The organism is Nocardioides jensenii JCM 1364 = NBRC 14755 (genome assembly GCF_001552535.1).
GTDB lineage: Bacteria > Actinomycetota > Actinomycetes > Propionibacteriales > Nocardioidaceae > Nocardioides > Nocardioides jensenii.
The window spans coordinates 39472-56942 of sequence record NZ_BCRJ01000066.1 but is presented as its reverse complement, the minus strand read 5'-3'; the positions used below and the strand labels follow the sequence as shown (position 1 = coordinate 56942).

Below are 17471 nucleotides of genomic sequence, written 5' to 3'. Positions count from 1 at the left end.
CCCTCCCGCCACCACACGGAGCGTGGTGGCGGGAGGGAGCCGTCATTGCGATCGCGTTCGCGCTCTGCCTGCTCGGGGGCGTCGTCCAGGTCGACGACACGTTGTCGGCTCCACCGGGTGCCGCGTACGTCATCGGGGTGCTCTCGTGCGCCGTGCTGCCGTGGCGGCACCGGTCGCCGGTCACCGCGCTGGCGGTCACGACCGTGTGCGGCATGCTGGTCGCGCCCGCGGGCCTCCTGCTGACTCCGCTCATCGTGGCACCTGCCGCGATCGCGGCGTACGCCGTCGCCGTCCACACCGAGCGACGGCTGGCGGGCATGATCCTTCCGGCGTCGGCGGTGCTGCTGATCCTCCCGACGCCCCTCTTCGGAGACGTCTCGTGGGCCGATGCCAGCCGGCTGGGCGCGTCGGTGGCCGTGGTACTGGTGGCCGGCGTGCTCGGGCACTCGACGCAGAACCGGCGTGCCTACCTGGCGGCCATGGAGGAACGGGCGCACCGCGCCGAGCTGGGTCGAGAGAGCGAGGCTCGCCGCAGGGTGACCGAGGAACGGATGCACATCGCCCGAGAGCTGCACGATCTCGTTGCCCACCAGATCACGTTGGCCAATGCGCAGGCCACGGTGGCCGCGCACCTCTTCGACACTCGCCCCGAGCAGACCCGCACGAGCCTCGACCAGCTCGTCGAGACCACCAGCAACGCACTCGACGACCTGCGGGCGACCGTCGGGCTGCTCCGCGAGTCGGGCGAGTCGGCAGCTCCGGCCGAGCCGGCGCCCGGGCTCTCGCGCCTGCCGACGTTGGTCGAGTCGTTCCGGCGCGTGGGCCTCGAGGTGTCGGTGCACGAGGAGGGTCGCGGCAGGGCGCTGCCGCCGGGCGTCGACCTCACCGCGTATCGCATCATCCAGGAGGCCCTGACCAACGTGACCAAGCACGCCGGTGCCGGAGTCGCTCGGGTGAACCTGGTCTGGGGTGTCGACCGGGTGAGCATCACCGTCGCCGACGACGGCGCGGAGTCGGGGCCCAACCCGCCCGGGCCCGGAGTGGCGCCCCGGCCGCCCGGCTATGGTCTGATCGGCATGCGCGAGCGGGCCACCGCGATCGGCGGAGACCTCTCCGCCGGTAGGCGATCGGAGGGCGGATTCCTCGTGGCGACCGACCTGCCCGCTCCGCCCGCCAGGGACGGACTCCGCAAGGGCGGCGAAGAGAACCTCGAGGCGGGCACGATGGGCGACGAAGCGACAGGCGATCGAGAGTCAGGCGGGACCACGTGACGATCAGGGTGATCCTTGCCGACGACCAGGGCCTGCTCCGCGAGGCGTTCCGGACGCTGCTCGAGACCGCTGACGACATCACCGTGGTCGGCGAGGCAGCCGACGGTGGGGAGGCGGTGGCGCTGACCCGCGAGCTGCGACCCGACGTGGTCCTGATGGACATCCGGATGCCTGAGGTGGACGGTCTCACCGCCACGACACAGATCTGCGCCGACCCCGAGCTGCACGCGACACGCATCCTGATCCTCACCACCTACGAGACCGACGAGTACGTCGCTGCTGCCCTGCGCGCGGGGGCCAGCGGGTTCATCGGCAAGGGCATCGGGGCGCATGACCTGATGAGTGCCGTGCGCACGGTCGCCGAAGGCGAGACCCTGCTCTCGCCCACGGCGACACGTTCACTCGTCGCCCGGTTCCTCGCCTCGCCGGACGACGCCGCACTGCACCACTCCGAGCAACTCGCCGCACTCACGCCCCGCGAGAGCGAGATGGTGGCCCTGGTGGCGACCGGCCTGTCCAACCAGGAGATTGCCGAGCAGATGTTCCTCAGCCCCTTCACGGTGCGGGCCCACGTGCAGCGCGCAATGACGAAGCTGGATGCCCGCGATCGCGCCCAGCTCGTGGTCATCGCCTACGAGACCGGGCTGGTGAGAGCCACGCCCGATGCCTGGACCAGCCGGCGCGGGAAAGGGCCCGGTGACAGCGCACCGGGCCCAGTGTCACGCTCCCTTCGGGATCAGCAGTAGTACATGCCGCGGTAGTAGGGGACCCCACCCTCGAGGCCGTCGTAGTAGGAGTACTCGAAGCTCCAGTAGCCGATGCCACCCGAGTAGACGGTCTTGCAGCCCGGGTCGAACCGGTTCGCGACGTCGGGCCGGATCCGCACCGTCCGGTAGCCGCAGTTGTGGTAGTGGATCCGCACCTTCACCTTGTAGCCGCCGGTGATGCGCGTGCGGTCGGTGTGGGTGTGAGCGCCGCACGCGGTGTAGTCGGCCGATGCCGGCGCCGAGGCGAACACCAGCGTGGAGAGCAGCAACACGGCGGCACCGATGACGCCGGTGATGATGCGACGAGCAGGTTGCATGGCAAGCCTCTTCTGTAGGGGATGAACGCACGCAGCCTGCTCCCCTCCACCCTGCCCAAAACCTGGGTCGAGGCACGATGGTGGGCATGGTCCTGCCGACTCCGACCCTGTCCACGGATCGTCTGCTGCTCCGCCCCTTCCGCGACGGGGACGCAGCCGCCCTCTTCGCGATGCACGGCAACGCCCACGTCCTGCGCTACTGGGACTCCCCACCGTGGACCGAGCCGTCGCGTGCCCAGCGCTTCCTGGCGGCGTGCCGGCAGATGGCTGACGAGGGCACCGGGGCGCGCGTGGCCATGGAGCGGGTGGAGGACGGAAGCTTCGTCGGCTGGTGCAGCCTGAGCCGCTGGAACCCCGACCATCGCACCGCGTCGCTCGGCTACTGCCTCGATGCACCCGGGTGGGGCCACGGGTATGCGACCGAGGCAGCGCGTGCGGTGCTGAGCTGGGCCTTCGACACCCTGGACCTGAACCGCGTCCAGGCCGAGACCGACACCCGCAACGTGGCCTCGGCTCGCGTCCTGGAGAAGCTCGGCTTCGTGCGTGAAGGAACCTTGCGTGAGGACTGCGTCGTGAACGGAGACGTGTCCGACTCGTGGGTGTTCGGGTTGCTCAGCCGCGAGTGGCAGCCCTCAGTGGACGGGCCGAGGCCCGCCCACTGAGGCTCGCCCGGCGTACGACGACCGCGAGTGTCGCCGCACGGCGGGATCAGCCGGCGTACTGCGGGTCGGTGGGCTCGACCCACTGCACCAGCTGGTAGACCACCCCGTTGGGGTCGGTCATCTGGAAGTAGCGCTCGCCCCAGGGTTCGGTCTCGATCGGGGTGACGATCTCGACGCCCTGCTCCTGCAGCAGCGCGTAGTCGGCGTCGATGTCCTCGACGGTGAAGACCACGAGCAGGCCGTCGGCGCTGCCGGCGGCGGACGCCGGCTTGAACGTCGGCAGGCCGGTGCGCAGGTAGATCAGGCTGAAGCCTGCCTCGGGGTGGGCCAGTGCGCAGAACCCGTCGGCGGCCATCGCCTCCGTGAAGCCCAGGAACTTCTGGGCCCAGGCGGCGGATGCCTCGACGTCGGGAACGTTGAGCGAGATCGCGGTGTCAGTGAACTTCATGCAGTGGTCTCCTGGTCTCCGGGTATTTCTTTGTACGTTGTACAACGTACGTCGTACAACGTGAATGTGCAAGAATCATTCCCATGGCCGAGAACAGCACCGGAAGAGGCGAGCCGAGCCGCACCCTCGCGCTCCTCTGGGGAGAGCCGACCGAGACACCGAAGCGCAAGGGCCCGCCCCGCTCGGTGACCGTCGACCAGGTCGTCGGGGCAGCCCTCGGCCTCGCCGACGAGCACGGCCTCGCGGCGATCACGATGCGAGCCGTCGCCGAGCGTGTGGGCGTCTCGGCGATGTCGGTCTACACCTACGTCCCGGGCAAGCCCGAGCTGCTCGACCTGATGGTCGACGCCTGCTACGCCGGCATGACTCGCACGCCCTGGGGCAGGCGGGGCTGGCGCAGTCGGCTCGCCGCGATCGCCGACACGAACCGCGAACTGCTTGTCGCGCACCCCTGGCTCACCGAGGTCGCGGCCCTGAGCCGGCCACCGCTCGGGCCGGGCGTGATGGCCAAGTACGAGCACGAGCTCGCGGCCTTCGACAACACCGGGCTCTCCGACGTCGACATCGACGCCGCGCTGACCTACCTGCTCGGGTTCGTCCAGGCCCACTGCCGATCGGCCCACGACGCGGCCCGGGCCACCACGGACACGGCGATGAGCGACGCCGAGTGGTGGGCCGCCAACCAGGCGGTGCTGGCCCGTGCCTTCGACGCCGAGTCCTATCCTCGCGCGGTGCGCATCGGCTCTGCCGCAGGCGGGGCCCAAGGCAGCGCCTGGGCCGCCGACCGCGCCTGGGAGTTCGGCCTGGCGCGCACCCTCGACGGCCTCGCTGCCCTCATCGGCGAACAGTGACGCCGAGGCGTCATCCGGTCAGCGTGGCCACCAGGTGACCCACTCTCCGTGCGCCGGGATCCTGACGTGCGGCCGCTCGCTCGACCACGAATCCGTGTGGGGTGAGGAGCTCGCCCAGGGCTTCGGCCGACCAGTAGTACGCCGTGGTCACCGCATGGTCGAACGCCACCCCCGCGTCGACACCGGCCTCGGTGTCGAAGAAACCGAGCAGGAGCGAACCTCCCGGGGTGAGGACGCGGGCGAACTCGCGCATGATCGCCGGGACGCCTTCCGGTGCGGTGTGAATGATCGAGAACCACGACAGGATGCCGCCGACCGAACGTTTGGCGAGGGGGAGGGCGGCGAGGTCGCCCCGGGCGAAGGGGAGGCCCGGAAAGTGCTGTCGCGCCGACTTGATGAACGCGGCGGACGCGTCGACCCCGACCACCTCGCGTCGGCCGTCGCCAGCGAGCAGGTCACTCCAGTGCCCGGGGCCGCAGCCGGCGTCGAGGATGCGGCCGGCGACAAGGTCTCCCCACGCCTCGATGGTGGCCCGGTCTGTCAAGGCCGACTGCTCCACCGCCCCGAACCGCTCGATGTACTCGTCGGAACGTTCGTCGTACGCGGCGGCGACGTCAGCTCTGGGCACCGGTCAAGGCTACTGACCCCCGGGGGCCGTCCGCCCGACGACGCTCCCGTCGTACGACGACCGCGAGAGCCACGCCGACCACCCCGGCGATCGTGAACCCGAGGTCGGCCCGCCTACTTCGCAGCAGCGACCTCGCCGGTGCCGCGAAGATCAGTCTCCGGTGGCCGGCCCGGTAGCGTGGCCGACCATGACCGGAGACTGCCTGTGAACGGCTCGACCGATGCGCGTTCCTCCGTCCTCGAGTCCATCGCCGGCCACCTCGACGAGCTCCTCCGGGGGCATCCGTTGCGCGTGGGTGTCGACGGCGTCTGCGGCTCGGGCAAGAGCACCTTCACCCGCGAGCTGGTCACGCTGCTGGCCGCCAGGGACCGGCCGGTCGTGCTGGTCGACTCCGACGGCTTCCACCACGTGCGCGCGCACCGCTACCGACAGGGTCGCGACTCCGCCCGCGGCTACTACGAGGACGGCTACGACTTCGGTGCCCTCGCTGATCGGGTGCTGCGCCCCTTGGGCCCCGGCGGCTCGGGCGAGTACGCCGTCACGGTGCACGACCTGGCCACCGACCGGGTCATCGACGACCAGATCGCGACGGCACCCCCGGACGCCCTCGTGCTGTTCGACGCGACGTTCATCCAGCGCGACGACCTCCGCGACCTGTGGGACGTCGTCATCTATCTGCACACCGACGAAGACGTCGCGATCGCTCGTGGCGTCGCCCGCGACAGCGCTGCTCTGGGCGGCGAAGGGGCCGCCCGCTCGGCGTACGAGAGTCGCTACATGGCGGCCTGTCGGATCTATCTCGAGGAGCAACGCCCGAGGGAGCGCGCCACGATCGTCATCGACAACACCGACCCGAGGCGGCCCACGGTGGAGCGCCTTCCCCTGAATGGTCGACAGTCGTGACCGGCCGACAGTCGTGACCGGCGGACAGTCGTGACCGGCCGGACCGGTCGTCGGCGACCGTCGCTGGTCATCTTCGACTGCGACGGCGTGCTGGTCGACACGGAGCGCATCATCCAGGAGATCGACCTGCGGATGATCGCCGAGCTGGGTTGGCCGATCACCCTCGCGGAGATCCACGAGCACCACCTGGGCCGGTCGACCGAGGAGATGGTCGCCAGCGTGGAACGGCACATCGGTCGGCCGATCCCCTCGGACTGGATGGAAGATCGTCGTCGCGCCTATCGGGAGGCCTGCGCCGAGCGGCTCGCTCCGGTGCCCGGAATCGTCCCGGTCGTGGAGCAGCTCCTGGCCGCCGGGCAGCCGGTCTGCGTCGCTTCGTCCGGATCACACGCCGCGATCCGCTTCAGTCTCGGCCACACCGGTCTGCTGGACACGTTCGCCGGGAGGATCTTCAGCGCTCACGACGTCGGTAGGGGCAAGCCCGCCCCCGATCTGTTCCTGCACGCTGCGCGAACGATGGGCGCCGACCCGTCCGCGTGTGTGGTGGTCGAGGACAGCCCGGCCGGGGTGGCTGCTGCCCGTGCCGCCGGGATCCCGGTCGTGGCGTACGCCGAGCGCACGCCGGCGCACCTGCTCCGCGGAGCGGACGAGGTCATCACCGACATGGCCCACCTGCTCCCGTCATTTCGCCGAGTCGCCACCGGATAGTCGCGGGCGGCCCCGTCAGTGGTGCTCCTCGGTGGAGCGTGAGTCGGTCAGGGTGAGCGCTCCGCCCGCGGCGATCAGACCCACGGCCACCGCGAGGACGGCGTACGCGATCCGCTCGCCGTGGAAGAACGAGGCGACGAGGTCATCGCTCCACGTGCCGGCGGGCAGCTGGGTGGTGACCAGCACGGCGATCAGGGTGCCGATGACAGCAGTGCCCAGGCTCGTGCCGACTTCCTGGGCGGTGTCGTTGAGTGCGGCGCCGATCGACGTCCGGTTGCCGGGCATCGCGTCGATCAGGGCGACGGCACAGATCGTCATCACGGTGCGCAGCCCGACGGTCATCACGACCATGGCGACCGCGATCACGGCGTACCCGTGCTCGACACCCCAGGCCAGCCCGGCCAGGGAGCCGGCCAGGCAGGCGGCGCCGACCAGGCAGGCCACGCGATGGCCGAACCGCTGGGCGAGCCACTCCGACAGAGGAGTCGCAAGGATCATCGTGACGATCAGCGGCAGGTTCGCCAGACCTGCGCGGACCGGGCTCCATCCGTAGGCGTACTGGAAGTGGAGGATCAGCCCGAACATCACACCGGCCATCGCGATGGATGTTCCGATCTGTGCGATGGCCGCACCGCGGACGGTGCCGTTGGCGAAGAGTCGAAGGTCGAGCATCGGCTCCGGGGTGCCGCGCTCGTGCCGCACGAAGGCGACGGCGGCGGCGAGGGCGCCGATGATCGAGGCGAGCGTGACGCCGGAGAGCCACCCGTGCTCGACCCCGCTGGTCAGCGACCAGCAGCCGAGACCGATGGCAACGACGCTCAACACGGCACCCGGCAGGTCGAGAGCGTCGTCGGTGAGGTCCTCGGGTCGATCGGCCGGAACCCCCAGGCGTACGCCGATGCACGCGATCAGCGCGATCGGAGCGTTGACGATCAACAACCACTCCCAGCCGACATAGGCCAGTGCGGTGCCGCCGAGCAGCGGGCCGAGGATGAAGCCCGACATGCCGACGACGATCATCAGGGTCATCGCGCGCATGCGCAGCGCCTTGTCGTCGAAGAGCCGGAAGACCAACGAGTTGGTGATCGGCGCCATCGCCGCGGCGGCGATGCCGAGAGCGGCCCGCAGTGCGATCAGCTCACCGGCGGTGGTGACCGCGACGACGCAGAGGCTCAGCAGACCGAAGACGGTGAGGCCGACCAGGAGCACGCGGCGACGGCCGATTCGGTCGGCCATCGAACCTGCGGTGAGCAGCAGGCCGCCGAAGGTGAGGGAGTAGGCGCCGGTGACCCATTGCAGCGCGGTGGTGCCGCTGGCGAGGTCGCGGCCGATGGTGGGCAGCGCAATCGTCAGCAGGGTGTTGTCGACCATCTCCACGAAGAAGGCCAGACAGAGGGCGGTCAGCGGAATCCAGGCCGCGCGCAGGGACAGGTAGGTGTGCGGTGCGGGTGACAGGGCGGTGGTGGCCATGGTGAGCCTCCTCTCGAACGGCGTTCGACCATCGAACGTTGTACGATAAGATAGAACAGTGTTCGATTCCCCGCAACTCTGATTGGATGTGAGTCATGGCACGCACCCGATCAGCAGCTCCCGAGGGACGACGACGCGCCTCTCACTCGATGGAGGCCGTTCTCACCGAAGCCGTGGCGTTGCTCGACGAGTCCGGGCAGTCGGCCCTGACCTTCCGGGCGCTCGCCCAGCGCCTGGGCGGTGGGGTCGCCAGCATCTACTGGTACGTCGCGAACAAGGACGAGCTGCTCGACCGCGCCGCCGATCACGCCATCGGCGCGGTCCTGGACACCGTCGAGCGGCAGACGCGCACGGATGATCCCATCGACGACCTGCGCGTGATCGCGGTGACCCTGTTCGACGCGATCGTCGACCGGCCGTGGCTCGCGTCCTACTTCATGCGCAACACCGACGTCCAGACCCAGTCCCTGCATCTCTACGAGTTGCTCGGGCAGCAGACCCTTCGACTCGACCTCACCCCGCGACAGCGTTTCCACGCCGTCTCGGCGATCGTCGGTGTCGTCGTGGGGACCGCTGCCGACATGGGGCAGGAGACTCCGCAGGAGCTTCTCGAAGGTGACGTCGACCGCGATGAGTTCCTCGGTCGCTTCGCCGACACCTGGCGCGCGCTGGATCCCGAGGAGTTCCCCTTCGTGCACGAGATCGTCGACGAGTTCGCCGGTCACGACGACAAGGACCAGTTCCTCGCGGCGCTGGAGCTCACCCTCGCGGGGCTGAAGCTGCAGGCTGGCGCCTGACGTGCTCACCGGTCTCCGGGGCAGCCCACCACGGTCGCGAGACCAACGCGGCCACACCGGCGCCGGTGGCGTTGAGCAGTACGTCGTCCACCGACGAGACCCTGTCGAGCAACAGCACGAACTGCGTCACCTCGATCAGGAGCGAGCAGCCGGCCGCGAGCAGCAGCACCCGCGGGATCGATGCCAGGGCCGGGAACCGCAGGGGGACGAAGAAGCCCAGGGCGGCGAGGACCAGTAGGTTGCCGACGATCCCGAGACTCCCCATCGTGGCCAGGTCGCGGAGCGGGACCAGGCTGACCCGGCCGATCACCTCGCCTGCGCGGCTGCCCGGCATCAGCGTCATCCAGATCCACGGGAGGGTGCCGTAGACGATGCCGACGTCGGCGAGCGACGTGCACCAGGCCCCGGCCCGGGTGCTCTCGGTGGTACGTCGCCAGCGGGCCAGGGCCAGCACCGCCAGCGCGGCCAACGGCACTGCGACCACGGTGAGCAACGCGACGCCGGTGAACGTGCAGAAAAGGTCGTGCCAGCTGATCAGCCTCACTGCTGCATCCTCGGGTCCTGCGTCGGGTCGTCGTAGAGGTCCGGACACCCGTCATCGACGGCGTCGGGACGCAGCTCGAAGTGCCAGGGCTCGTTCCGGTAGATCTGGCACAGCCCGAAGTCCTCGCCGTGGTCGCCCAGCCACCCGGCGGAGTCGGGCGGGCCGAGGTCGATCGCGTCGCCCGACACGTGCGCGGAGGTCTCGGGAGTCGCCACCCAGCGTGCGGCCTCCGCCTCGGAGCCGTAGTCGGCGACCGCGTCCTGCAGCAGCTGCTCCTGGTAGGCGGCCGAGCGCCAACCGCTGTTGACGGTGAACTCGACCCCGTCGTCGTCGGCCTCGTCCGCGGCGGAGCGCAGCGCGGCGAGCAGTGCCGGATCGAGGTTCGCCACCGCCGGCACCCCGTCGTCGAAGACCGTGACACCGTCGGGCACATGACCGGCCTCGCCCAGCGAGATCCGGTCGGGACCGCCCGCGCGAGGGTCGTGACCGCCGAGGGAGGGTACGTCGGCCCGGATCCCGAAGATCCCGGGTGCGGAGTCGTGCTGGGAGTCACCGAACGGTGGCCGGGCGACGGCGAGCACCACCACCGCGACGACGGCAACGAGAGTCAGCAGGAGCGAGCGGACCAGCCGCTGCCCAGGTCGGACCGGAGTTCTGGATTTCATGACTCGAGTCAAGAGAGAGTCGCGTTGCCGGGTCGTATGCGGATTTCCATACGCCGGCGACATGCCGCGACTCGTAGCATCAGGCGTGTGCGTGTGCTGATCGTCGAGGACGAGCCCTACCTGGCCGAGGCCATCCGCGACGGACTGCGTCTGGAGGCGATCGCCGCCGACATCGCGGGGGACGGTGACACCGCGCTCGAGCTCCTGGGCGTCAACGCCTACGACATCGCCGTCCTGGACCGCGACGTCCCGGGCCCGTCCGGCGACGAGATCGCCCAGCACGTGGTCGCCTCCGGAAGCGGGATGCCGATCCTGATGCTCACCGCGGCCGACCGGCTCGACGACTTGGCCTCCGGGTTCGAGATCGGCGCCGACGACTACCTCACCAAGCCGTTCGAGCTCCGCGAGCTCGTGCTCCGGATCCGGGCACTCGACCGCCGTCGAGCCCACCACCGGCCGCCCGTGCACGAGATCGCCGGCCTGCGACTGGACCCGTTCCGCCGCGAGGTCTTCCGCGACGGGAGGTACGTCGCGCTCACCCGGAAGCAGTTCGCCGTGCTCGAGGTGCTGGTCGCCGCCGAGGGTGGAGTCGTCAGCGCCGAGGAGCTGCTGGAGCGGGCCTGGGACGAGAATGCCGACCCGTTCACGAACGCCGTGCGCATCACGGTCTCGGCGTTGCGCAAGCGACTCGGGGAGCCGTGGCTGATCGGCACGGTGCCGGGTGTCGGCTACCGCATCGAGGCAGCGACCGACCCGGGCGCCGCTGTCGGAGACCCGCGACGATGACGGAACGCGCGCCCGGGCTGAGCGTTCGCCTCAAGCTCACCCTCAGCTATGCCGGGTTCCTCATGGTCGCCGGCGGGCTGCTGCTGGCCACGGTGTGGGTCTTCCTCCTGCGCTACGTGCCCGAACGCGCGCGCTACGGCCCCGGCCCCGGGCCGTTCTCACCCACCAGGAACGACCTGCTGGAGGCCTTCGCTCCACGGGCGGCCCAGGCAATGGTCTTCCTGCTGGTCTTCGGTCTGGTCGGCGGATGGTTCCTCGCCGGGCGCATGCTCGCACCCCTGAGCCGCATCACCCGAGCCACCCGTCGGGCCGCGGAGGGGTCGCTCGCCCACCGGATCGAGCTGGAGGGCCGCAAGGACGAGTTCCGCGAGCTCTCCGACGCATTCGACGCCATGCTCGAGCGGCTGGAGGCGCACATCGCCGAGCAGCAGCGCTTCGCCGCGAACGCCTCCCACGAGCTGCGCACCCCGCTGGCCATCACCCAGACCCTGCTCGACGTCGCCCGCAGCGACCCCGACCGTGACCCCGACGAGCTCCTCGACCGGCTCCACATCGTCAACGCCCGGGCGATCGAGCTCACCGAGGCGCTGCTGCTGTTGAGTCGCACCGACCGACGCGCCTTCACCCGTGAGCCCGTCGACCTCTCGCTCCTCGCCGAGGAGACCACCGAGACCCTGTTGCCCCTGGCCGAGAGGCGGGGCATCACGCTCGAGACCACGGGGGTCCCGGCCTCCACGATCGGCTCCCACGCGCTGCTGCAACAGCTGACCACGAACCTCGTGCACAACGCGATCGTCCACAACCTGCCCGAGAACGGCACCGTGTGGGTCACGATCAGCGCTGAGCCCACGGTCGTCGTACTCTCCGTCGAGAACACCGGCCCGAAGCGGACGCCGCACCTGGTCTCCACCCTGGCCGAGCCGTTCCAGCGCGGCACCCAGCGCATCCGGTCCGACCACGCCGGCGTCGGACTGGGGCTGGCCATCGTCACGAGCATCACCGACGCCCACGACGGGACGCTCACCCTCGCTCCGCGCCCCGACGGTGGCCTGCGGGTCACGGTGCAGCTGCCCGCCCTAGCCGAGCCCCGGGCGTCCTGACGAGCGGTCGCGGCTCACGGGTTCGACGACCTGGCCAGTGAGAACGACCCGGGTGGCGCCGTGAGGCTCGTCGCCTCGTTGCAGTTGTGCAACTTCGCGTCTGTGACCTGCATCATCACGTCATCCGGTCTAGGGTGCTGCGCATGAACCTTCGCTCTGTCTCCGCTGTCCTGGCCGCCGGTGTGCTGGCCGTCTCCTTCTCCGGGTGCGCCAAGGAGAAGGACACCACGACCACTGACTCAGGGGTGAAGGTGGTCGAGAAGGGCACCTTGACCATCTGCACCCACCTGCCCTACGAGCCGTTCGAGTTCACCGAGAAGGGCGAGGTTGTCGGCTTCGACATCGACGTCCTCAAGGCGGTCGCCAAGGCCGAGGACCTGAAGACCAACGTCATCGACACCCCGTGGGAGACCATCGTGTCGGGCAAGGCGCTCGACAACGGTGACTGCGACGTCGCGACCGGTGCGATGACGATCACCGATGAGCGGGTCGCAGTCATGGACTTCTCCGACCCCTACTTCGAGGCCACTCAGGCGATGTTGACCAAGGCCGGCTCCAGCTACTCCAGTCTGGACGACCTCGCCGGCAAGCGGATCGGCGTCCAGGAGGGCACCACGGGCGAGACCTACGTCGAGGACAACCTGCCCAAGGACGCCAAGAAGGTCTCCTACGAGGACTCGGTGCTGATGATGCAGGCGGTCAAGAACGGCAAGGTCGACGCCGCCGTCAACGACAACGGCCTGGTGAACTACTTCGTGAAGCAGAACCCCGACGTCGAGGTCACCACCGAGTTCAAGACCGGCGAGAAGTACGGCTTCTCGGTGGCGAAGGGCGGCAACCCTGAGCTGCTCAAGGCGATCAACGCGGTCGTCGGTGACACGGCAACGATGGACGCGCTCCACGAGAAGTGGTTCGGCACGGCGGCGGAGTGATCGTGCCCCGTCCCGGCACCGACGACTCGCCCGCGCAACCTGACGGGAGCTCCCCATGGCAATGAGCAAGCGTCAGCGCGCGATCTATCTGCGCTACGCCCAATACGCACTGATCCTGATCGTGGTCGCGGCGATCGTGGTCGCGGCGGACTGGGCCAAGCTGCGGGACAGCTTCTTCAAGCCGGACCTGGTCAAGGAGCAGTTCCCCGACATCATCAAGATCGCGTTGAAGAACACGATCATCTACACCGCGTGCGCGTTCGCCTTCGGTCTGGTCGTGGGGCTCATCCTGGCCCTGATGCGGCTCTCGAGCATCGGACCGTGGCGGTGGCTGGCCACCGCGTTCATCGAGCTCTTCCGCGGTCTGCCCGCCCTGGTCGTCTTTCTCGCGTTGGGTCCCGGCTTCGCCACTGCCTTCCCCGACTACGAAATTCCGTTCGGCAACATCGGAACGGTGACGCTGGCCCTGGGCAGCGTGGGTGCGGCCTACATGGCCGAGACCATTCGAGCCGGCATCCAAGCGGTTCCGAAGGGCCAGATGGAAGCCGCCCGCACCCTGGGCATGTCGCACAACCGGGCGATGATCTCCGTGGTCGTCCCGCAGGCGTTCCGCATCATCCTTCCGCCACTGACCAACGAGCTGATCCTGCTCACCAAGGACTCCTCACTGATCTACATCCTCGGCCTGGCGCTCGACGAGTACGAGCTCACCAAGTGGGGCCGTGAGGGCATGAACGGTGCCGCGAACCTGACCCCGATCATCGTGGTCGGCTTCTGCTACCTGATCATCACGGTGCCCCTGTCGATCGTCGTACGCCGCATGGAAGCAAAGTCTGAGAGGGCCCGCTGATGACGACGCTGAGCAACAACGAGCCGATTGAGCCGAGCGACCGCACTGCGGCAGCCATCGACGTACAACAGCTGCACAAGTACTTCGGCAACAACGAGGTCCTCAAGGGCATCGACTTCCACGTCGCTCCGCGCGAGGTGGTGTGCGTGATCGGGCCGTCGGGCTCCGGCAAGTCGACGCTGCTGCGGTGCGTGAACCTGCTGGAGACGCCGACCAGCGGCAAGATCTTCGTCGAGGGCATCGAGGTCACCGACCCCGATGTCGACGTCGACCGTCTCCGCTCACGGATCGGGATGGTCTTCCAGCAGTTCAACCTGTTCCCGCACATGAGCGTGCTGCGCAACCTCACCATCGCCCAGACCAAGGTGCGCAAGCGGTCGAAGGACGAGTCGATCGAAGTAGCCCGCCGCAACCTCGAGAAGGTCGGCCTGGCGGAGAAGGAGGACGCCTTCCCGGCGCACCTGTCCGGCGGTCAGATGCAGCGAGTGGCGATCGCCCGGGCGCTGTCGATGGACCCTGAGCTGATGCTCTTCGACGAGCCCACCTCGGCGCTCGACCCGGAGCTGGTCGGCGACGTCCTGTCAGTCATGAAGGACCTCGCCTCCGATGGCATGACGATGATGGTGGTCACCCACGAGATGGGCTTCGCCCGTGAGGTCGGCGACAAGCTGGTCTTCATGGACGGCGGTGTGATCGTCGAGTCGGGTGACCCGGCCGAAGTGCTGGCCAACCCGCAGCACGATCGCACCCAGAGCTTCCTGTCCAAGGTGCTCTGACCGGCCGCTGGGTCACATCTGCGCCGCGCCGGCCCGGATCGCCTCGCGGATCCTCACGTAGGTCCCGCACCGGCAGATGTTGCGGATCCCATCGAGGTCGGCATCGGTGATGGAGCGACTCTCGCTGCGCACCTTCTTCACCAGCGCGACCGCAGCCATGATCTGGCCGGGCTGGCAGTAGCCGCACTGGGCGACGTCACGGTCGATCCAGGCTTCCTGCATCGGGTGCAGGTCCTTGCCCACAGTTGCCGGTAGCCCCTCGATGGTGGTGATCTCGTCGTCGTCGGCCAGTGCCCCGACCGGGACCGAGCACGGGTTGAAGGCCTTGCCGTTGACGTGGCTGGTGCAGGCCTTGCAGACGTTGATCCCGCAGCCGTACTTGGGCCCGGTGATGCCGAGGATGTCGCGCAGCACCCAGAGAAGGCGTACGTCGTCCTCGACGTCGACGGTGACGGTCTCGCCGTTCACCTTGAAGGTGTGGGTGGGCATGTCGGCATCCTCAGTAGGTGTGGGAGAGACCGTCGGTGGGTGACGCCGGCAAAGGCGGCTCGAACGACTTCGGGGTGAAGAAGAGCGGTGCACTGTGGTTGACCGGGAACTCCGCCGGCAGCGTCCTGGTCGCACGGGCGTACGCCGTCGCCACGGCTGCGGCGCTGGTGGCGACCGGGAACTCGCCGGCACCACCGGGTTCCTCGGTCGTCGAGGGCATCACGATGATCTCGAGCTGGGGTGGGGTGTTCCACTGGCGGGTGTAGGCGTAGTTGTCCCAGCTGGCCTCGAGGAAGTGGCCGTCCTCGAGGTGCATGCTCGAGGTGAGGGTCATCGCGACACCGTCCATGATCCCGCCCATCATCTGGGCCTCGAGCCCGCGAGGGTTGATCACCAGCCCGACGTCGATGGCGAACACGACCTTGGTCACCCGAGGCCCCGTGACCGCGTCGGGGACCTGCCGACCGAGCGTCTCAGGACGGCAGTCGATCTCGACCAGGCAGGCGCTGAAGCCGTGGTACTCCTCGTGAACCGCGATGCCCTGCGCCGTCCCGGCCGGCATTCGCCGCCCCCAGCTGCCCACCTGGGCAACCTTGTCGAGCACCGCCCGTCCGCGCGCGCGGCGGATGAACTTGCGGCGGAACTGGTAGGGGTCGGAGTTGACCAGCTCGGCGATCTTGTCGACGGTGAGCTCGCGCGCGGTGGCCGCATTCGGTGAGTAGATGCCACGCATCGAGCCCGTGTTGAAGCCGTGGTCGACCTCGTTGAGCAGGTTCGTCGTGACGCCGAAGTTGTAGTGCGTCCCCTGGGTCAGCACGTAGACCGTCTCGGAGAAGCCGAGGTCCACGACGGGGAGCTCGGCAGCCGCCGCGGTGAGGACGTCGCCGAAGCCGTGGGTGAAGTCGGTGGCCACGCTGGTGTGTCGCTGCTCCCAGGTGAGGACGCTGCCGCCCAGGACCGTTGCCCGGATCCGGGAGGTGGCCATGGGGTGGACCCGACCGACGCGGGCGTCGTCCACCCGGTGCCACATGAGCTTGACCGGCACGCCCATCTCCTTCGAGACCTCGGCGGCCTCGATCGCGGCGTCGGAGAAGGCCTTGCGACCGAAGGCCCCGCCTCCCAGCGTGACGTGCACGGTCACCGCATTCTCGGGAAGTCCCACCTTCGCGGCGATGTCCTTGCGGGCCACGAGCGGCACTTGCAGGCCCGACCACACCTCCGCCCGGTCACGGCGTACGTCGGCGATGGCGCAGTTGGTCTCCAACGCGGCGTTGCTCGCGAATCGGAACGTGAAGTCGGTCTCGACCGTCTGTGCCAGCGCCGGCACCTTGGGCACGAGCAGTGGGATCTCGGCCTTGCGCAGGTCGGCCAGCACGTCGGCGTCCGACTTGCGGCCGGCGGTGCCCTCGGTCCACTCCGCGCGCACCACACGGATGGCGTCGATGCACTGCCCGAAGGTGCGGGCACGGATGGCGATGCCGGTGCTGACCAACGCCACGTGCGTGACGCCGGGCATGGCCTTGACCTCGTCGTGGTTGAGCAAACGGATCGGCTTGCCGTTCAGGCGCGGTGCCCGGCAGACCATCGTCGGCAAGGCGCCGGGGACCTGCAGGTCCATGGCGAACTCCTTGGTGCCGGTGACGGAGGCATGGGCGTCGGTGCGTCCCTTCGGCTGGCCGACCATCGTGAGCTCCGACAGGGGCTTCAGGGGCGCGACCAGCGGGGTGTCCTCGTCGACGGCGGCATCCACGGCGAGGTCACCGTAGGCGATCCTCGAACCGTCGGGGAGGATCACGTGTCCGTCCGCGGTGCGCAGGGTCGAGGCGGAGTGCCCGGTGCGCCCGGCCGCGGTCTCGACGAGGCGCCTTCGCGCCGCAGCTGCCATCGTCCGGATCGGCCGGTACGTCGACATGGTGCTGTTGGAACCACCGGTGAACTGGTTCATCAGCAGCTCGGGGCGTGCGTCGGCGAGGGTGACGCTCACGTCCTGGATGGGCATGTCCAGCTCGTCGGCGATGAGCATTGCCGTCGACGTGGTGATGCCCTGGCCGTTCTCGGAGCGGTGGAGGGCGAAGTGCGCGACGCCGGCGGTGTCCAGCGTCAGGTGGATCAGGCTGGCGGTCGGGAGGACCGTGAGCATCTGGGCGTCACTCACGTCGAAGATGTCGGCGGGGCCGTCAGGGGTCGGCACGACCAGGCCGCCCCCGGTCGCCGCCGCCGGCGAGGCCGTGGCCACGTCGCCGAGAAGACGGGCCGTCACGGTGAGTGTCGGCGCGGCCAGCAGGAGGCCGACGAACCGCCGTCGCCCCAGTGCCGAGTCTGTCGGGTCAGGCACGTCGGAAGGGGTGCTCTCGGCCGAACCGGGTGTGCGCCGAAATGGCCTGCTCATGCCTGGTGCCTCTTCCGTGTCGGTGCTCATCGCGCCAGGACACGCCTCATCGGTGCCCGGAGCCTCCGTGTCGTTCCTCCCCATTGTCATCACAGGGACGGATGTCCTCGCGTCCTCA

At 69.2% G+C, this 17471-nt stretch carries 20 protein-coding genes; 12 read left to right on the top strand and 8 right to left on the bottom strand.

What is annotated here, in order from left to right; genetic code table 11:
• Both NJ4_RS14825 and NJ4_RS14820 read left to right on the top strand, forming a co-directional pair.
• A partial coding sequence (locus tag NJ4_RS14825; protein WP_067436632.1) for a sensor histidine kinase occupies positions 1-1271 on the top strand: 1271 nt, incomplete at its 5' end.
• Positions 1268-2017 (top strand): response regulator transcription factor, encoded by a 750-nt coding sequence (locus NJ4_RS14820; RefSeq protein ID WP_082748673.1) that lies wholly within the window; start codon positions 1268-1270, stop codon positions 2015-2017. The genes NJ4_RS14825 and NJ4_RS14820, both read left to right, overlap by 4 nt.
• Here the strand turns inward: NJ4_RS14820 and NJ4_RS14815 are convergent.
• Complete coding sequence (locus tag NJ4_RS14815) at positions 2008-2355, bottom strand: hypothetical protein (protein WP_067436629.1); 348 nt, start codon at positions 2353-2355, stop codon at positions 2008-2010. The genes NJ4_RS14820 and NJ4_RS14815 overlap by 10 nt on opposite strands.
• Positions 2356-2441: 86 nt before the next feature.
• Here NJ4_RS14815 and NJ4_RS14810 point away from each other — a divergent pair, with 86 nt between their 5' ends.
• On the top strand, positions 2442-3017 hold the full coding sequence (locus NJ4_RS14810; protein ID WP_067436676.1) for a GNAT family N-acetyltransferase: 576 nt from the start codon (positions 2442-2444) through the stop codon (positions 3015-3017).
• Positions 3018-3063: 46 nt separating this feature from the next.
• Here NJ4_RS14810 and NJ4_RS14805 read toward each other — a convergent pair whose 3' ends face one another.
• The gene (locus tag NJ4_RS14805) at positions 3064-3465 is read right to left on the bottom strand and encodes a VOC family protein (protein WP_067436626.1); all 402 of its coding nucleotides are present in this window, start codon (positions 3463-3465) and stop codon (positions 3064-3066) included.
• A gap of 83 nt (positions 3466-3548) precedes the next feature.
• On the opposite strand from NJ4_RS14805, the gene NJ4_RS14800 reads away from it, so the two are divergent.
• Positions 3549-4316, top strand: coding sequence for a TetR/AcrR family transcriptional regulator (locus NJ4_RS14800; RefSeq protein ID WP_067436623.1), 768 nt, complete (start codon positions 3549-3551; stop codon positions 4314-4316).
• Between the two features lie 10 nt (positions 4317-4326).
• On the opposite strand, the gene NJ4_RS14795 is transcribed toward NJ4_RS14800, so the two are convergent.
• Positions 4327-4944: a class I SAM-dependent methyltransferase gene (locus tag NJ4_RS14795; RefSeq protein WP_067436620.1), complete on the bottom strand. Its 618-nt coding sequence runs from the start codon at positions 4942-4944 to the stop codon at positions 4327-4329.
• 204 nt (positions 4945-5148) lie between these two features.
• Here NJ4_RS14795 and NJ4_RS14790 point away from each other — a divergent pair, with 204 nt between their 5' ends.
• Complete coding sequence (locus tag NJ4_RS14790) at positions 5149-5847, top strand: nucleoside/nucleotide kinase family protein (RefSeq protein WP_245644580.1); 699 nt, start codon at positions 5149-5151, stop codon at positions 5845-5847.
• A gap of 30 nt (positions 5848-5877) precedes the next feature.
• Complete coding sequence (locus NJ4_RS14785) at positions 5878-6555, top strand: HAD family hydrolase (protein ID WP_067436617.1); 678 nt, start codon at positions 5878-5880, stop codon at positions 6553-6555.
• 15 nt (positions 6556-6570) lie between these two features.
• Here the strand turns inward: NJ4_RS14785 and NJ4_RS14780 are convergent, their stop codons facing one another.
• Positions 6571-8025, bottom strand: a complete 1455-nt coding sequence (locus NJ4_RS14780; protein WP_067436614.1) for an MFS transporter — start codon at positions 8023-8025, stop codon at positions 6571-6573.
• Positions 8026-8120: 95 nt separating this feature from the next.
• Between NJ4_RS14780 and NJ4_RS14775 the strand changes: the two genes are divergently transcribed.
• The gene (locus NJ4_RS14775; protein WP_217996880.1) at positions 8121-8822 is read left to right on the top strand and encodes a TetR/AcrR family transcriptional regulator; all 702 of its coding nucleotides are present in this window, start codon (positions 8121-8123) and stop codon (positions 8820-8822) included.
• Here NJ4_RS14775 and NJ4_RS14770 read toward each other — a convergent pair.
• Entirely contained in the window at positions 8785-9366 is a 582-nt protein-coding gene (locus NJ4_RS14770; RefSeq protein WP_217996879.1) for a VanZ family protein, read from the bottom strand. The two genes, NJ4_RS14775 and NJ4_RS14770, sit on opposite strands and share 38 nt — an antisense overlap.
• The gene (locus NJ4_RS14765; protein ID WP_067436608.1) at positions 9363-10031 is read right to left on the bottom strand and encodes a M15 family metallopeptidase; all 669 of its coding nucleotides are present in this window, start codon (positions 10029-10031) and stop codon (positions 9363-9365) included. The genes NJ4_RS14770 and NJ4_RS14765 overlap by 4 nt, the downstream gene beginning before the upstream one ends.
• A gap of 87 nt (positions 10032-10118) precedes the next feature.
• On the opposite strand from NJ4_RS14765, the gene NJ4_RS14760 reads away from it, so the two are divergent.
• The 5 genes from NJ4_RS14760 to NJ4_RS14740 all read left to right on the top strand — a co-directional run bounded on the left by NJ4_RS14760 (position 10119) and on the right by NJ4_RS14740 (position 14475).
• On the top strand, positions 10119-10817 hold the full coding sequence (locus tag NJ4_RS14760; RefSeq protein WP_067436605.1) for a response regulator transcription factor: 699 nt from the start codon (positions 10119-10121) through the stop codon (positions 10815-10817).
• A complete protein-coding gene (locus NJ4_RS14755) occupies positions 10814-11917 on the top strand; it encodes a sensor histidine kinase (RefSeq protein WP_067436602.1) in 1104 nt (367 codons plus the stop codon). Before NJ4_RS14760 ends, NJ4_RS14755 begins: the two co-directional genes overlap by 4 nt.
• Before the next feature lie 143 nt (positions 11918-12060).
• Positions 12061-12849, top strand: a complete 789-nt coding sequence (locus NJ4_RS14750) for a transporter substrate-binding domain-containing protein (RefSeq protein WP_067436662.1) — start codon at positions 12061-12063, stop codon at positions 12847-12849.
• 55 nt (positions 12850-12904) lie between these two features.
• Positions 12905-13699: an amino acid ABC transporter permease gene (locus NJ4_RS14745; RefSeq protein ID WP_067436599.1), complete on the top strand. Its 795-nt coding sequence runs from the start codon at positions 12905-12907 to the stop codon at positions 13697-13699.
• Positions 13699-14475 (top strand): amino acid ABC transporter ATP-binding protein, encoded by a 777-nt coding sequence (locus tag NJ4_RS14740; protein ID WP_067436595.1) that lies wholly within the window; start codon positions 13699-13701, stop codon positions 14473-14475. The genes NJ4_RS14745 and NJ4_RS14740 overlap by 1 nt, the downstream gene beginning before the upstream one ends.
• Positions 14476-14487: 12 nt before the next feature.
• On the opposite strand, the gene NJ4_RS14735 is transcribed toward NJ4_RS14740, so the two are convergent.
• Both NJ4_RS14735 and NJ4_RS14730 read right to left on the bottom strand, forming a co-directional pair.
• A complete protein-coding gene (locus NJ4_RS14735; RefSeq protein WP_067436592.1) occupies positions 14488-14964 on the bottom strand; it encodes a (2Fe-2S)-binding protein in 477 nt (158 codons plus the stop codon).
• Between the two features lie 10 nt (positions 14965-14974).
• On the bottom strand, positions 14975-17299 hold the full coding sequence (locus tag NJ4_RS14730) for a molybdopterin cofactor-binding domain-containing protein (protein WP_245644579.1): 2325 nt from the start codon (positions 17297-17299) through the stop codon (positions 14975-14977).
• Positions 17300-17471 lie beyond the last annotated feature (172 nt).

Excerpts from the sequence above, each read along its gene's own strand:
- NJ4_RS14815 (WP_067436629.1), bottom strand. The coding sequence starts at position 2,355 with ATGCAACCTGCTCGTCGCATCATCACCGGCGTCATCGGTGCCGCCGTG.
- NJ4_RS14810 (WP_067436676.1), top strand. The coding sequence starts at position 2,442 with ATGGTCCTGCCGACTCCGACCCTGTCCACGGATCGTCTGCTGCTCCGC.
- NJ4_RS14805 (WP_067436626.1), bottom strand. The coding sequence starts at position 3,465 with ATGAAGTTCACTGACACCGCGATCTCGCTCAACGTTCCCGACGTCGAG.
- NJ4_RS14800 (WP_067436623.1), top strand. The coding sequence starts at position 3,549 with ATGGCCGAGAACAGCACCGGAAGAGGCGAGCCGAGCCGCACCCTCGCG.
- NJ4_RS14780 (WP_067436614.1), bottom strand. The coding sequence starts at position 8,025 with ATGGCCACCACCGCCCTGTCACCCGCACCGCACACCTACCTGTCCCTG.
- NJ4_RS14775 (WP_217996880.1), top strand. The coding sequence starts at position 8,121 with ATGGCACGCACCCGATCAGCAGCTCCCGAGGGACGACGACGCGCCTCT.
- NJ4_RS14765 (WP_067436608.1), bottom strand. The coding sequence starts at position 10,031 with ATGAAATCCAGAACTCCGGTCCGACCTGGGCAGCGGCTGGTCCGCTCG.
- NJ4_RS14755 (WP_067436602.1), top strand. The coding sequence starts at position 10,814 with ATGACGGAACGCGCGCCCGGGCTGAGCGTTCGCCTCAAGCTCACCCTC.
- NJ4_RS14750 (WP_067436662.1), top strand. The coding sequence starts at position 12,061 with ATGAACCTTCGCTCTGTCTCCGCTGTCCTGGCCGCCGGTGTGCTGGCC.
- NJ4_RS14745 (WP_067436599.1), top strand. The coding sequence starts at position 12,905 with ATGGCAATGAGCAAGCGTCAGCGCGCGATCTATCTGCGCTACGCCCAA.
- NJ4_RS14740 (WP_067436595.1), top strand. The coding sequence starts at position 13,699 with ATGACGACGCTGAGCAACAACGAGCCGATTGAGCCGAGCGACCGCACT.
- NJ4_RS14735 (WP_067436592.1), bottom strand. The coding sequence starts at position 14,964 with ATGCCCACCCACACCTTCAAGGTGAACGGCGAGACCGTCACCGTCGAC.